We start from the raw sequence: 13,982 nt of genomic DNA on the forward strand, positions 1-13,982 counted from the left end.
AGTCAAACTTTAAGACTAGTTTAAGAATGCATCAGCTAGACTGAAGGAACATCTGAGTGGCGTGGCTTTTCAGCAAAAGAATTGCAAATGATGATATGGCGGCTGGCCCAGTGCTAAAGAAAGGTATCGTGTGAGAGTGTTATTGGTAGAAGATGATCCTATGATCGGCGAAAATATAGAGGAGGCATTGCGAGGCGAAAATTATGCTGTGGATTGGGTACGTGACGGTCACGGCGCTGAATTGGCCTTTGGGACCCAAAGTTACGATCTGATGTTGCTGGATTTGGGATTGCCCAAAAAAAATGGTCTCGATGTGTTACATCAGTACCGCAAGCAAGGTGGTGATGTGCCCGTTTTGATTATTACTGCGCGAGATGCAAAAGCAAGCAGAATTGAAGGTCTTGATGCCGGTGCAGACGACTACCTGATCAAACCATTTGACATAGATGAACTCATGGCACGTATACGTGCTGTTTTGCGACGTCATCGCGGACATATTCATTCCATCATAACGCATGCCGGTGTCACCATGAATCTCGCAACCCATGAGGTCACATTGGACGGATTGACTGTCCATCTTTCGGCGCGTGAATTTTCTGTATTGCGCGCATTACTTGATTCTGGCAGTAATGTCGTTTCAAAAGCGCAACTGGAAGATAAGATTTATGGCTGGGGCGACGAAATTGAAAGTAACGCTATTGACGTATATATCCATCATCTTCGCAAGAAATTAGGTGCGGATTTCATCAAAAATGTCAGAGGTGTCGGATACAAACTGGCTGCGGAAAAATGAAAACAATCCGTACTCAATTAATGCTGGGTCTGTTGGCAGGAGCGTTGATTTGCACCCTGATTGCTGGCTTTGCCATTTATCACTTGGCAGACAATGAATCAAGTGAACAATCTGATCGGCAACTGAAACAAATAGCAGCGGCCTTGCCTTTGCAACTGGTAGCAAATCAATTGTTACCGGCGACGGAAGATCTGGATGACCAGATTGCCGTACAGGTATGGGATCAGGATGGTCGGAAAATTTACTTTTCCCAAATAAATATGCGCATGCCGTTTCAAAAGGGGATAGGGCATCAAAGTGTGTCTTTCGACGGTGAAATCTTCAGGGTATACACTGAAGCCAAGTCTGATCGTCTGGTTCAGATTTCTCAACCGGTTTCAGTACGGCATAAATTTGCAGTGCATATGGCATTGCGTATTTTGTCTCCTTTAGTGATATTACTACTTGCCCTGGTTGTTTTGATTTATTTCGTCGTAGGCAGAGCTTTGGCTCCACTGGATAAAGTGGCAGATGCGGTTGCCATACGCTCCCCTAATGCCTTGCAAGTGATTGATCTGGCTGGCTTGCCAGAAGATTTATTACCCATAGTCGCTGCCTTGAACCGGCTGCTTGTCAGGATCGAAACGGCAATGTCCGCGCAGCGTGTTTTTGTGGCAGATGCGGCCCATGAATTAAGGTCTCCCTTGACTGCACTCAAGTTGCAATTGCAATTGGCTGAGCGTTCTTCGACGGATGAATTGCGCACAGCGGCATTTGTAAAGCTGCATGACAGACTGGATCGTTCCAGTCACCTGGTTCACCAATTACTGACACTGGCGCGACATGAGCCGGATCAGGCTACGCGTGCATTCGCCGTGTGCGACCTTCATCTGCTGGCTCAACAATCGGTTATTGATCATTCTGCTTATGCAGACAGTAAATCGATTGATCTGGGATTGGCCAGCGATTCCATGTCAGTTCAGATTCAGGGAAATGCCGATGGCTTAAGTGTCATGCTGAGCAATCTGGTTGACAATGCTTTGCGTTATACCCAGCAGGATGGAAAAGTCGATGTATTTGCAGGTATTGAAAATGGGCGGCCGGTTTTACGCGTTAGCGACAATGGGCCAGGAATTCCTGAGGAGGAACGTGAGAGAGTGTTTGACCGATTTTACCGCCCGGATGGAAATACTGATTGGGGTTGCGGCCTGGGGATGTCTATTGTAAAAAGTGTCGCTGATTTGCATGCGGCAGAAATTCAGTTGAAGACCAATCAAGCCTCCCGGGGATTGGTTATCACTATACGCCTTAACAAAGCTGTTTAGGCAAGCGGGATTGATGAGACAAATATACCTTCCCGCCGTGTCATTGAAATAAGCGCCAAGATTCAGGATATGTCATGTTAAAAAGAAAAAGACAATTATTATTTGCGATTGTGGCAGGAGTGATTCTTCTGACGACCATCGGTCAACGCTACATATGGGGGAATACTGCAGGAAAGACCGTTACTCAAAAGCCGCCACCTATCGTGACAGTCACAATCACTCAGCGCGTTGATTTACCGATAGAGTTTTCTGGGCAGGGGCATCTGGTTACGTTGAATCAGGTCGATGTACGTCCACAGATTACCGGCATCATCCGCAGTGTGGATTTTCACGAAGGTGAGCAGGTACGGGCCGGGCAGCTCTTGTTTACATTGGATGCCAGCGATGCGAACGCACAGATCAATCGCTATGATGCGCAGGCTGCACAAATAAGAGCATTATTGACAGATGCACAGCGGGATTACATGCGTTCCAGGGAACTGGTCAAGTCAGGGTTCATATCTGACAGCACTTTGACCAGTGCAAAAAGTAAAGTGGATGCATTGCAGGCGCAATTAGCTGCTGCAATCGCCGAGAAAGACAGTGCAAAAATACAGGCCGGTTATACACGTATCACAGCGCCGGTTTCTGGTTTAGCGGGAGGCGTTAGTATCCATCCTGGCAGCCTGGCGCAGACTTCTGCCATTACACCTTTGGTGACACTGGTGCAGATGGATCCGATTGCAATGGAATTCAATCTTCCTGAGCAGGCACTTCAGGCAATTCTGATGGCGCGCGAACAGGGCAAGGTCGGCGCAACGCTGGAAACACAGGATCAGCAGAAGGTGGAAGGTTATATTAGTTTTGTGAACAATACCGTAAACCAGGATACCGGCACGATCAGCCTGAAAGCCAGCTTTGCCAATACGGCTCATCGGCTCTGGCCAGGTGGTTTCGCAAGGGTTACCTTGCATGCTGGCGTCAGCAAAGCTGCGGTGGTTTTGGCCCCTCAAGCCGTACTGGAGGGACCCGCCGGACGGTTTGTTTATCTGCTTGACGAGAATAACAAGGTGAGAGTAAAGGCCGTGAATCTATTGCGCCTGCAAGATGGAAAAGCCGTACTCGAAGGTTTATCAGGTGGCGAAAGAGTGGTACTTGAAGGCGGACAAAATTTGTCTGAAGGGGCTTTGGTGGAGATAGATAAAGCAAATTCGCAAATACGTCCACTTGACGATGAAACCGGCAGCAAGACGGTCAATATGCCGGTCAATCATGTAGCTGGTAAGTCAAAATGAATAGCTACGAATTTTTTATTGAAAGACCTATCGCCACCATGTTGCTGTGGTTAAGCATTATCGTAGCTGGTGTTGCGTGTTGGTTGAAATTGCCTATTGCTGCTTTGCCAAATTATGATACGCCGACTATACAGGTCGTTGCGCGATTGTCCGGTGCCAGCCCTGAAACCATGTCGACTTCAGTTGCAACTCCACTTGAAAAACAATTTTCGGCCATCCCTGGTCTGTTGGCAACAACCTCAACCAGCATACAGGGCGAGACACAAATCACGCTGGAATTTGATCCTGGCAGAGCAATTGACGCGGCCGCCGGTGACGTGCAGGCAGCATTGTTTCGGGCAAGTCGTTCGCTGCCTGCAGAAATGTCTACGCCACCATCGTACCGCAAAGTTAATCCGGCAGACGCCCCCGTATTATTGATAGGCCTAAGTTCACCGTCAATGAAATTGACTGATCTGAACGGTTTTTCAGACAATCTGATTGTGCCTGCGCTTTCCACATTGAACGGTGTGGCGCAGGTTAACGTCACCGGGCAAAAACGCTATGCCGTCAGGGTAGAAATCCAGCCAGACAAATTGGCGGCTGTGAACCTGACTTTGCCGGAAGTCACAACGGCACTTAAAGCCGCAAACTCAAACGCGCCAACGGGACAATTTGACGGCAAACGCCAGATGATGATGCTGAATGTACCTGGTGGCTTGATGAAAGCAACTGACTTTGCCAATGTCATCATCGCTAGCAGGAACGGGCAAGCAATTCGATTACGCGACGTGGCGGACGTTCAGGATAGTATAGAAAATATCCAGAATACCAGTGCGATCAATGGCATCAATTCCATCCTGTTGACGATACAACGGCAACCTGGGGCTAATACAGTGGCCACTGTGGATGCGATCAAAAATATTCTACCCATGCTGCAAGCGCAATTGCCAGCATCGGTCAAAGTATCGCTACTTTCGGACCGGTCGATTTCCATCCGCAATGCCGTACACGATGTCAATCTGACGATGTTGCTGACTATCGCACTGGTTGTGATGGTGATCTTGTTGTTTTTGCGCCGCCTGGCTGCAACGTTGATACCATCGATCAGCCTGCCTATTTCATTGTTAGCTACGTTTGGGCTCATGTATGCACTTGGATTGAGTCTCGATAACATTTCACTCATGGGCCTCACCATTGCAGTTGGCCTGGTTGTTGATGATGCTATCGTCGTTCTTGAAAATATCATGCGTCATATCGAAGATGGCATGACACCAGCTTTGGCTGCGAGACAGGGGGTACGTGAAGTAGGTTTTACCGTCATTTCCATTTCGGTTTCACTGATTGCGGTATTCATCCCCATCTTTTTTATGCCGGGAGTGACTGGTTTGTTGTTCCATGAATTTGCTGTCGTTGTTTCACTTTCCATTCTTGTTTCTGCCGCGGTCGCGTTAACACTGATTCCTTTAATGGTACCTATGTTGATTAAAGCTACACCGGGGCATGATCAGGTTCCTGGCTGGAGTCGTGTTTTTGAAACTATTTTTGACCGCACCCTCGCTGCTTATGGGCGAGGGCTGGAATGGGCTCTGACGTATCGCGCAATAGTGTTGCTTGGTGGTTTGTCCACCGTCATATTGACTGGTGTATTGTATATAGCCGCACCAAAAGGATTTTTTCCGCAAGAAGACATAGGTCAGATTTCAGTCAATGTCGATACGCCACAGGATATGGCGTATGACGCGCGGCTGTTAATCAACCAGCAACTTGAAACTATACTTTTGCATGACACTTCCATCAGTGATGTTGTGTCGAAAGTCGATCATGATACAACTGCTTTCACCGTCACGCTGAAGGAAAAAGGCAGCCGGCCACCGATGGCAGAGGTATTGACACAGCTACGTAAAAAAACAGGGTTCTTGCCAGGTATTAAGGTCTTTTTTAGTCCAGTACAAAATCTGCGCATTGGGGGGCGAGGATCGAAAAGTAGCTTCCAATACACATTGGAATCAGTTAGCCCTGGGGAATTGGATGTTTGGGCAGACAAATTGATTGCTGCCTTAAAAAAGTCGGATGTGTTTGTCGGCCTGGCATCCGATGCACAAAAAGATGGCTTACAGGCTAAATTGCTGATTGACCGTGACAAGGCATCGCTGCTGGGTGTGGACATGAATGTCATCAAGAATACTTTGTACACCGCATTCGGGACGCAACAAGTATCAACCATTTATGCCCCGGAAGACAGCTATCAGGTCATCATGGAAATGGCGCTGGAAAACCGCCGTGATGAAACCAGCCTGAATCAAGTGTATGTCAGAAGTAACACGGGGGCACTTATTCCTGTCAGTGCATTGGCGCGTGTTGAGCGTGCCAAGGGCACAATGGCCATCAATCACCAGGGGCAGTTGCCAGCGGTAACCGTTACCTTTGATTTGGTACCTGGTAAATCACTGTCCGACGCTGCCGTTGCGATTGATGCAGCGCGCCAGGAAATACATCTGCCCACATTTGTGTTTGGTGAGTTTGCCGGTCAGGCTGCCCTGTTTCAGCAGGCGCAAAGCACGCAGCTATGGCTGATTTTAATTGCTGTGGCTGTCATTTATGTCGTATTGGGCATGCTGTATGAAAGCTGGATTCATCCTGTGACAATATTGCTCGGAATTCCTTCCGCAGCAGTAGGGGCACTGCTTGCTTTGCGCATTACAGGTCTGGAACTGACTTTTATTGCCATGATAGGTATTTTGCTACTCATCGGTGTTGTCAAGAAAAATGCCATCATGATGATAGATTTTGCTCTTGATGCGCAACGAACATCAGGCTTGACACCTGTCGATGCCATTCGTCAGGCCTGCCTGTTGCGCTTTCGTCCAATCATGATGACTACGTTTTGTGCCATCATGGGGGCACTGCCGATTGCCCTGGGCTTGGGAGCAGGGGCAGAATTGCGTCAGCCGCTAGGGGTATCAATTGTTGGTGGTTTACTGTTTTCTCAATTGATTACCTTGTTCATTACGCCAGTACTTTATGTCTGTTTTGACAGGGCAACAGATGGGGCTAAAGCTGAAGGTTTGGTGAAAGTTGTCACAAATGGATCAGACTAGCTTTTCCTGTACGGTTTATTATCTGGAATCTCAACGGATAATGTCAGGATTAAGCGTCTCTTCATCTACCCTGGGTGTCTGGCCGCGCAGCACAGAATTGCCGCTGTACAGGGTGCGCTGATCTATTTTGGCTGGCTGGCACCAGTGGGCTTCCTGCATTTCCTGGTTCAGGCCATACACGGACAAGGCATTTGCATAAACAACCTGATGGATGACGTCGGCTGCAATGCCACGGCTAGCCATCAGGCGGGCTGATTTGGGTACAGCCAGCGGGTCGGATACACCCCAGTCGCAGGCAGAATTGACGATGATGCGGTCCGGACCATACTGCTTGACGATATCGGCCAACCTTTCATTCCCCATCTTGGTGGATGGGTAGATGGTGAAGGCACACCAGTAGCCACGATCCAGCACCTCTTGTACGGTTTCTTCATTGTTATGGTCAATGACGCAGCGTGCCGGATCAAAGCCGCATTCTTCCAGCACATCCATGGTACGCGTGGTGCCACGTTTTTTATCGCGATGCGGCGTGTGTATCATGATGGGTAATTCAAATTCTATCGCCATGGCAATCTGCGCGCGAAGGGCTTTGTCTTCGAGTTCGGTCTGTTCATCGTAACCAATTTCACCCAGCGCTACCACGCCTTCTTTGCCCAGATATCGCGGCATGATATCCAGCACGGCTTCAGCCAGAGCAGGGTTGTTGGCTTCCTTGGGATTGAGACCTATTGCGCAATAATGGCGAATACCAAATTGACCTGCACGAAAGCGCTCGAAGCCGGTGATGGTGGAAAAATAATCGATAAAACTGCCCACATTGGTACGCAACTGCCCCAGCCAGAAAGCCGGTTCGATGACAGCGACGATGCCAGCCTTGGCCATGGCTTCATAATCGTCAGTGGTGCGGGCTATCATATGGGCATGCGGGTCTATCATCATGCCATTACCGCCGCTGGCCAGTTGCCGGAAGGCTGCTTGTCCCTGTTGTAATTGCCCGGCCTGGGCAAGCAGGTTTTGTAGCATTTGTGGCGTGATGGTGCCGTTGCAGCAGGGGCAGGTCACTGCGCGGTCAGAAAACATTTCATCGACGATGGTACTGTCGGCGACGAAATTACCTGGATATTTGCCGTTGTCATTCATTTGCCTGCTCCTTGTACTTTACTGATTTTCTTTAAATATGATGTTCAGGGCGATGTCCTTGATATCAGCCGCGTGGACTTTATCCTTGTCATCTGCCAGCGGTCGATCAAGTATGAGCAAGGGGCCATCTGCAGCAGCATCCACCGGTCTGCCGTGGGAACCCTGTACCAGGCTGGCATCCAGGCCGATGACATTCATCAGGCTGCGGAAACCCAGCATGCGCTTGCCCAGACGCCAGGCCACCGCCAGTTTTGGAAAGCGGATATTGGCATCGACAAATAGCTCTGCCGGGTCATAGCCGGGCTTGCGGTGTATTTCTACCGTGCGTGCAAAGTCAGGGGCCAGTGCATCGTCTTGCCAATAATAATAAGTGAACCAGGAACGCTTGTCCGCCATCACCACCAGCTCGCCCGAACGAGGATGATCAAGACCCATCTCTGCCCTTTCACTACCGGCCCAGATGCCTTCGACACCGGCGACACTGCTTAACAGCTTGCGTACCGGCGCGATCAATTCAGGGCGCGCAATATACACATGGGCAAACTGATGGTCAGCTACGGCATAGGCGCTGGAAGCAATGGGGTCCAGCAATTCGGCACCATCTTCTTCGCGCACTACCAGATAACCGGCCTCGCGCAAGATACGGTTCAGATGCACTGGCCGGTCAACCGCAGTGATGCCATATTCGGACAAGATCATGATACGACGCCCAGCCTGTTGTGCATGGGCGATCAGGTCACCGGCCACTTCATCGATATCACGCAGGGATTGTTGTATTGCCGGGTTACTCAGGTCAGGGCCATGTCGTTGCAAGTCATAGTCAAGATGCGGCAGGTAGACCATCGTCAGGGTAGGATCTTTTTCGCTGATTGCCAACTTGGCGGCGTCAGCAATCCAGCGACTTGATTTGATTGTGGTGGCGGGCCCCCAGAACTGGAACAGCGGGAAGGCGCCTAACTTTCTGGTCAGTTCATCACGCCAGCCAGGCGGCGTCGTGTAACAGTCGGGCAGCTTGCGGCCATCGGCCTTGTAGATGGGGCGGGGGGTGATGCCATAGTCATGGCTGGATGCCATGTTGTACCACCAAAACAAATTGGCACAGGTGAACTTGGGGTCGCGTGCTTTACCTGCTTCCCAGATTTTTTCACCAGCCACCAGTTTGTTGGATTGCCGCCAAAACCAGATTTCTGCCAGATCACGGAACAGCCAGCCGTTACCGACTATGCCATGTTGCTGTGGTGCCAAACCTGTCATCAGTGTCGCCTGCACAGTGCAGGTAACAGCCGGGCTCACGGTTTGCAGTGGCTGCAATTTACCGCTGGCAGCGAAGGCCGACAAACGTGGGGTCAGTTCCCCCAACAGGTTGGGGGTAAGCCCAACGATATTCAAGATCAACAAGCTTTGCATGCGTCTGGCCTTGCCTATTCATACTGCGATGAAGTTGTGAAATGCATCAAATTTTGGCCATAGCAAAGAGAATTAGTGCATAACCTTACAGATACATTGTTTCCTTATTATTAATTTAATTGGTGCTTTGTGCAACAGATTATTGCTGGAAAATCTTTCCTGAAGATAAATGTTGTGTAAAAAAGATATTTTTCAAAAGATATCTTAAAGCTATTGCTTATTTTGCACTAATATTTCAATATTGGTAACATAGAACGTTTCCGTTCCAACTATCAGTTGTCGGGTGTTGCCGCCAGAATTGCTGATGGAATTCGAATGACACAGGCTCGTGTTGTTTTCGAAATTGGGTGATCACTAGTGTCGTGTACCGTAGTGGCAGGACAGCAATTGATGGGAACACTCTCCGGTTTGAATGAAGGTGCTACCGCTGGGTTCCAGCTTCCAATTGCTTGTCACTCACTAAATAAAGGCGAGGGCAAGGTATTTCCCGGACACACTTTACTGATCGGGGAAGTTTATAAATTTGCAAATGAATGCATATCAGTTTTATAATCATTTCCAGCATGAAGCTTGCAAGCACGACAGAAAACTGGAAGTGGTGCCCCATGGAGAGGACTTATCGTGAAATTGGCTGAACTGAGCAGATTGCCTGATCTGGATGTGACTGCGCCAACTGCTTTGCGGGGAGCTTGGCAACAGCAGCATGTACGCGTTGATTATTCCTTCCCGGTGGTATCCACCCGCGATGCCTTTGATATTGCCAATCCTGATTTCCGCGCCGTGCTGAGCTTGCGCGAACCCCTGCGGCGTCATCGTTTTGCCATCTTCCTGGATGAAGGTGTTGCCAAAGCCATGCCTGGTTTAGTTGAGCAGATCCATGCCTATCTGCGCTTTCACCATGAATCGATGGAATTGGTTGGTGACATTTTCATGATGCCAGGTGGGGAAGCATGCAAGAATGACCCGGCTCTGGTGGAGAAGCTTTTGCAGGCTTTGTCGGAGCGGGCAATAGACAGACATTCATACTCCGTCGCCATCGGCGGCGGGGCCGTGCTGGATGCCGTGGGTTATGCCTCTGCGATTTTCCATCGTGGTGTGCGGCACATACGCTTCCCGACCACAGTGCTGGCGCAGGATGATAGCGGTGTTGGCGTAAAAAATGCTGTCAACTGGCAGGGGCAAAAAAATCTGATTGGCACTTTTTCGCCGCCCTGGGCAGTCGTTAATGACGCATGTTTTATCGATATCCTGCCTGTCCGTGAAAAACGGGCAGGGCTGGCAGAGGCGGTCAAGGTCGCACTGATACGCGATCACGCATTTTTCCTGATGATGGAAAAGCAGCTACCTGCATTGGCTGCATTTGACAGTCATGTCCTCAATACTGTGATCGCCCGTTCAGCCAACTTGCATATGCACCAGATTGCCCATGGTGGTGATCCGTTTGAAAGCGGTTCTGCCAGACCGCTTGATTACGGTCATTGGGTCGCACACAAACTTGAACGCCTGACAGCGCATGCGCTGTCTCACGGCGAGGCGGTTGCCATTGGCCTGGCGCTGGATGCACGCTATTCCTGCCTGGCAGGTTTACTGCCTGCAGATGAAGATGCGCGTATATACAGCTTGCTGACACAGTTGGGCTTCGACTTGTGGCATCCACAATTGCTTTCGCAGGATGCGCAGGGTGAATTGCTGGTACTGCAAGGCTTGAAAGAATTCCGTGAGCATCTGGGTGGTGAGTTGACCATCACCCTGCTGGCCGCCATAGGCAGCGGCGTGGAAGTGCATGAGATGGATGCAGAGTTGGTGCGTGCCGCGATAGACTGGCTGCAATGCCTGCATGGCGATTCAGTAACCAATCTACAGCCAGTCACGGCTATCTGAGGCTGAAATGCAATTATCCCTGCCTCCGCAAAACGTGCATTTGACTTACTGCACGAATATTCATGCGGGTGAAAGCTGGGATGAAGTGGTTGCTAGCCTGGATGAAACCATTCCTGCGCTAAGGAAAAAACTGGAACAACACGACGATCAGGCTTTTGGCATAGGTTTACGATTATCTGCACAGGCGGCAGACAGCCTCATCATTCCGGCAAAGCTGGATGAATTTAAAGCGCAACTTGCGCGTCTGGGTGCCTACGTTTTCACCATCAATGCCTTTCCTTATGGACCTTTTCATACGATCAGGGTGAAAGAGCAAGTCTATCTGCCCGACTGGCGTGACGACGAGCGTTTGCGTTATACCAGGCAATGCGCACATATCCTGGCAGCGCTTTTGCCGGATGGTATGGAAGGCAGTATTTCCACCGTCCCTGGTGCCTATAAAGCTGAAGCACAAACAGCGGATGCGCAATCGCAGATTGTCAGCCAATTAATCGCAGCAGTGGCCATGCTGGCGCAACTGGAACAAGATACTGGCAAATGCATCGCCCTGGCGCTGGAGCCTGAACCCTGCTGTTTTCTGGAAACCCTGGCCGAAACCACGGCATTTTTTAGTCAGCAACTGTGGGCTACCGACAGCATCATCAGGCTGGCAGATTTATGTGTCAGTACAGAAGCAGAAGCCAGCCATCTCATGCGTCGTCATCTGGGTGTCTGCTATGACGTTTGCCATGCTGCTGTCGAGTTTGAAGATCCAGTGAACGCAATGCAGACATTAAAAGCCTTTGGCATACGCATCCCCAAGATTCAGTTGTCCTGTGCCTTGCGCATTCCTGCAATGCACGCCGACATGCTGGCTGAATTACAGCGCTTTGATGATGGCGTATATCTGCATCAGGTGGTCGTCCAGAGTCAAACTGGTTTGCAACGCTATACCGACCTACCAGCTGCTTTTACAGCGTATCAGTTGGGCAAGGCAGACGGTGAATGGCGCATCCATTGTCATGTACCGATATTTTGGGACAGTGATGATCAGCTGGGTTCAACCCGGGCAGATTTGCTTGCGACATTGCAAGCTTTGCGCAAACAAGGTTTTTCCAATCACCTTGAAGTGGAAACTTATACCTGGGACGTATTGCCCGCCCATTTAAAGAACGAATCCAAAGCACATGCCATTGCACATGAATTGGCATTTATCATGAAAGAACTGCGGACATGAATACAATAGCGATGAACAACAGCCGCATGGGTATTTATTTGCGTCTGGGCAGAGTATCCAATCTGCCTACGGTGTGGACCAATGTGCTGGCCGGGGCGATTGTCGCCAGCAGCATCACTGGCCGTCCTTTATCCACCTTGCATACCTTATTGGTGATGCTGGCGATCTCTGCTTTTTATTGCGCCGGTATGTATCTGAACGACGCTTTTGACAGGGAAATTGATGCTCGTGAAAGACCGGGGCGGCCAATCCCATCAGGCCAGATCAGTGCCCGTGCCGTATTTGCCATCGGCTTTGTATTGCAGCTTGCAGGCATTGCCATACTCAGTTATTACGGCACTTGGGCTATCGCCTGTGGCTGCGCATTGGCCGCAACTATATTGCTGTACAACGTCTGGCACAAGGGCAATCCTTTAAGCCCGCTGATTATGGGTCTGTGCCGCGCGCTTGTTTATTTCGCGGCGGCTGCCAGCGCCATGGTCATCACCGGCAATATGGCGGATGAAAACCTGTTCCAGGCAGGCAGTACCATGCCTTTGACCAATACTGTACTGGTGAATACCACGGTCGTACTGGCAGCTCTGGCCATTTGGGCGCACGTAGTTGGCCTGACTTACGCAGCAAAGCAAGAAAGCCTGAATCGTCTTGGCAGTCTGTGGCCCTTGCTGATTTTGGCCCTGCCTGTGATTTTGTATGGTAGCCGTTCGGTCACCAGTTGGGGGGACGACGGCTTGCCTTTGCTGATGTTGCTGGCGCTGATTATCGCTGACATTATCGCGGTGCGTTTGTTGATCACACGCCATATTGCCGGTGCTGTACCCAAGGCAGTGGCGCAATTGATTGCTGCAACATCCTTGCTCGATGCCCTGGTGATAGCAATAGCCGGTGGTGGTATTGCTGCTGTGGCGTTTTGCCTGTGCGCCTTTGTCATGACCAGGGTGCTGCAACGTGTGATACCTGGAACTTGAAAAGCGTGATCATGAAACAACCCTCAAAAGAAGAAATGCGGGCCTGGCCACAAACAGAGAAAGCTCTGGTGCAGCTTGACGCCTGGATAGCATCGCGCAATACACCAGAAGCCTTGCTCTGGTTCAGACAGCAATGCCAGCAAATCAGCACAGCAAAACTGGAACGCGATGTCTACCGTGCCATGGGCATGGCAGCACGTAAAATGGGGAAGGTTGATTTGAATTTGAGCAGCGATGAACTTGCACAGGCAAACCAGCTACGCCCCGGTTTCGATCCATCGTGCTGGAGTATGGATATCGCAGCGAGGGTAGCCTTCATACTCGCCAGCTATACTGGTGATGAAACGCAATTCGCCAGACAGTTGGGCAGCATTGCTGACAGTGCTGAAATCAATGAGCTGATTGCTCTGTACTCTGGCTTTCCACTGTATCCCGCTGCCATCGCGATAGAACACCGCGCACGCGAAGCCATACGTTCCAGCATGCGTCCCATTTTTGAAGCCATGGCGCATCGCAATCCCTATCCCATGGAAGTATTTGATGAAGCGGCCTGGAACCAGATGGTGGTCAAGTGCTTTTTTCTTGATAGCCCCTTATGGCCAGTGCAGGGCTTGGAACAAAGAAATAATCCGGCATTGGCTGCCATCTTACTGGATCTGGCACATGAACGCTGGGCGGCAGGTCGTGCCATTAACCCTGAACTATGGCGTTGCGTGACACCGCATGCAGATGCTGTTGGACAATCTGATTTACTGCGCGTACTGGAGCAGGGCAGGGATATCGAACGACTGGCAATCGCAAAGAGCTTGCCAGAACACGCCAGTAAGCTGCACAGCATCTGTGAGCAACAGCAACTGATAGTGCGTGCTGCAGATATCAGTTGGCAACAATTGCTGGAAGATACTCATCACTGATCAAA

The 13,982-nt window shown here is 50.2% G+C and carries 10 protein-coding genes; 8 read left to right on the forward strand and 2 right to left on the reverse strand.

Annotated features, from left to right (window positions below):
• The first annotated feature begins 130 nt into the window (after nt 1–130).
• From AC1RVX_RS20040 to AC1RVX_RS20055, 4 genes are all read left to right on the forward strand, one after another.
• Nucleotides 131–793 carry a response regulator gene (locus AC1RVX_RS20040; protein ID WP_493218367.1) on the forward strand — a complete coding sequence of 221 codons (663 nt, stop codon included), beginning with the start codon at nt 131–133 and terminating at the stop codon, nt 791–793.
• On the forward strand, nt 790–2,097 hold the full coding sequence (locus tag AC1RVX_RS20045) for an ATP-binding protein (RefSeq protein WP_493218368.1): 1,308 nt from the start codon (nt 790–792) through the stop codon (nt 2,095–2,097). Before AC1RVX_RS20040 ends, AC1RVX_RS20045 begins: the two co-directional genes overlap by 4 nt.
• 74 nt (nt 2,098–2,171) lie before the next feature.
• A complete protein-coding gene (locus AC1RVX_RS20050; protein ID WP_493218369.1) occupies nt 2,172–3,371 on the forward strand; it encodes an efflux RND transporter periplasmic adaptor subunit in 1,200 nt (399 codons plus the stop codon).
• Nucleotides 3,368–6,451 carry an efflux RND transporter permease subunit gene (locus AC1RVX_RS20055; protein ID WP_493218370.1) on the forward strand — a complete coding sequence of 1,028 codons (3,084 nt, stop codon included), beginning with the start codon at nt 3,368–3,370 and terminating at the stop codon, nt 6,449–6,451. Before AC1RVX_RS20050 ends, AC1RVX_RS20055 begins: the two co-directional genes overlap by 4 nt.
• A 30-nt stretch (nt 6,452–6,481) precedes the next feature.
• Here AC1RVX_RS20055 and AC1RVX_RS20060 read toward each other — a convergent pair whose 3' ends face one another.
• Together AC1RVX_RS20060 and AC1RVX_RS20065 are read right to left on the reverse strand one after the other, a co-directional pair.
• Complete coding sequence (locus tag AC1RVX_RS20060; protein ID WP_493218371.1) at nt 6,482–7,591, reverse strand: TatD family hydrolase; 1,110 nt, start codon at nt 7,589–7,591, stop codon at nt 6,482–6,484.
• An 18-nt stretch (nt 7,592–7,609) separates the two neighbouring features.
• Nucleotides 7,610–8,998 (reverse strand): alkaline phosphatase family protein, encoded by a 1,389-nt coding sequence (locus tag AC1RVX_RS20065; protein WP_493218372.1) that lies wholly within the window; start codon nt 8,996–8,998, stop codon nt 7,610–7,612.
• A 621-nt stretch (nt 8,999–9,619) separates the two neighbouring features.
• Between AC1RVX_RS20065 and AC1RVX_RS20070 the strand changes: the two genes are divergently transcribed.
• The 4 genes from AC1RVX_RS20070 to AC1RVX_RS20085 are packed head-to-tail and all read left to right on the forward strand — an operon-like array spanning nt 9,620 to nt 13,977.
• Nucleotides 9,620–10,879, forward strand: coding sequence for a 3-dehydroquinate synthase (locus AC1RVX_RS20070; RefSeq protein ID WP_493218373.1), 1,260 nt, complete (start codon nt 9,620–9,622; stop codon nt 10,877–10,879).
• 7 nt (nt 10,880–10,886) lie between these two features.
• On the forward strand, nt 10,887–12,095 hold the full coding sequence (eboE, locus tag AC1RVX_RS20075) for a metabolite traffic protein EboE (protein ID WP_493218374.1): 1,209 nt from the start codon (nt 10,887–10,889) through the stop codon (nt 12,093–12,095).
• Complete coding sequence (locus tag AC1RVX_RS20080) at nt 12,092–13,063, forward strand: UbiA family prenyltransferase (RefSeq protein WP_493218375.1); 972 nt, start codon at nt 12,092–12,094, stop codon at nt 13,061–13,063. The genes eboE and AC1RVX_RS20080 overlap by 4 nt, the downstream gene beginning before the upstream one ends.
• An 11-nt stretch (nt 13,064–13,074) precedes the next feature.
• A complete protein-coding gene (locus tag AC1RVX_RS20085) occupies nt 13,075–13,977 on the forward strand; it encodes an EboA domain-containing protein (RefSeq protein WP_493218376.1) in 903 nt (300 codons plus the stop codon).
• The last annotated feature ends 5 nt before the right edge of the window (nt 13,978–13,982 follow it).

This window comes from Undibacterium sp. GW821-FHT11B02, assembly GCF_058808955.1.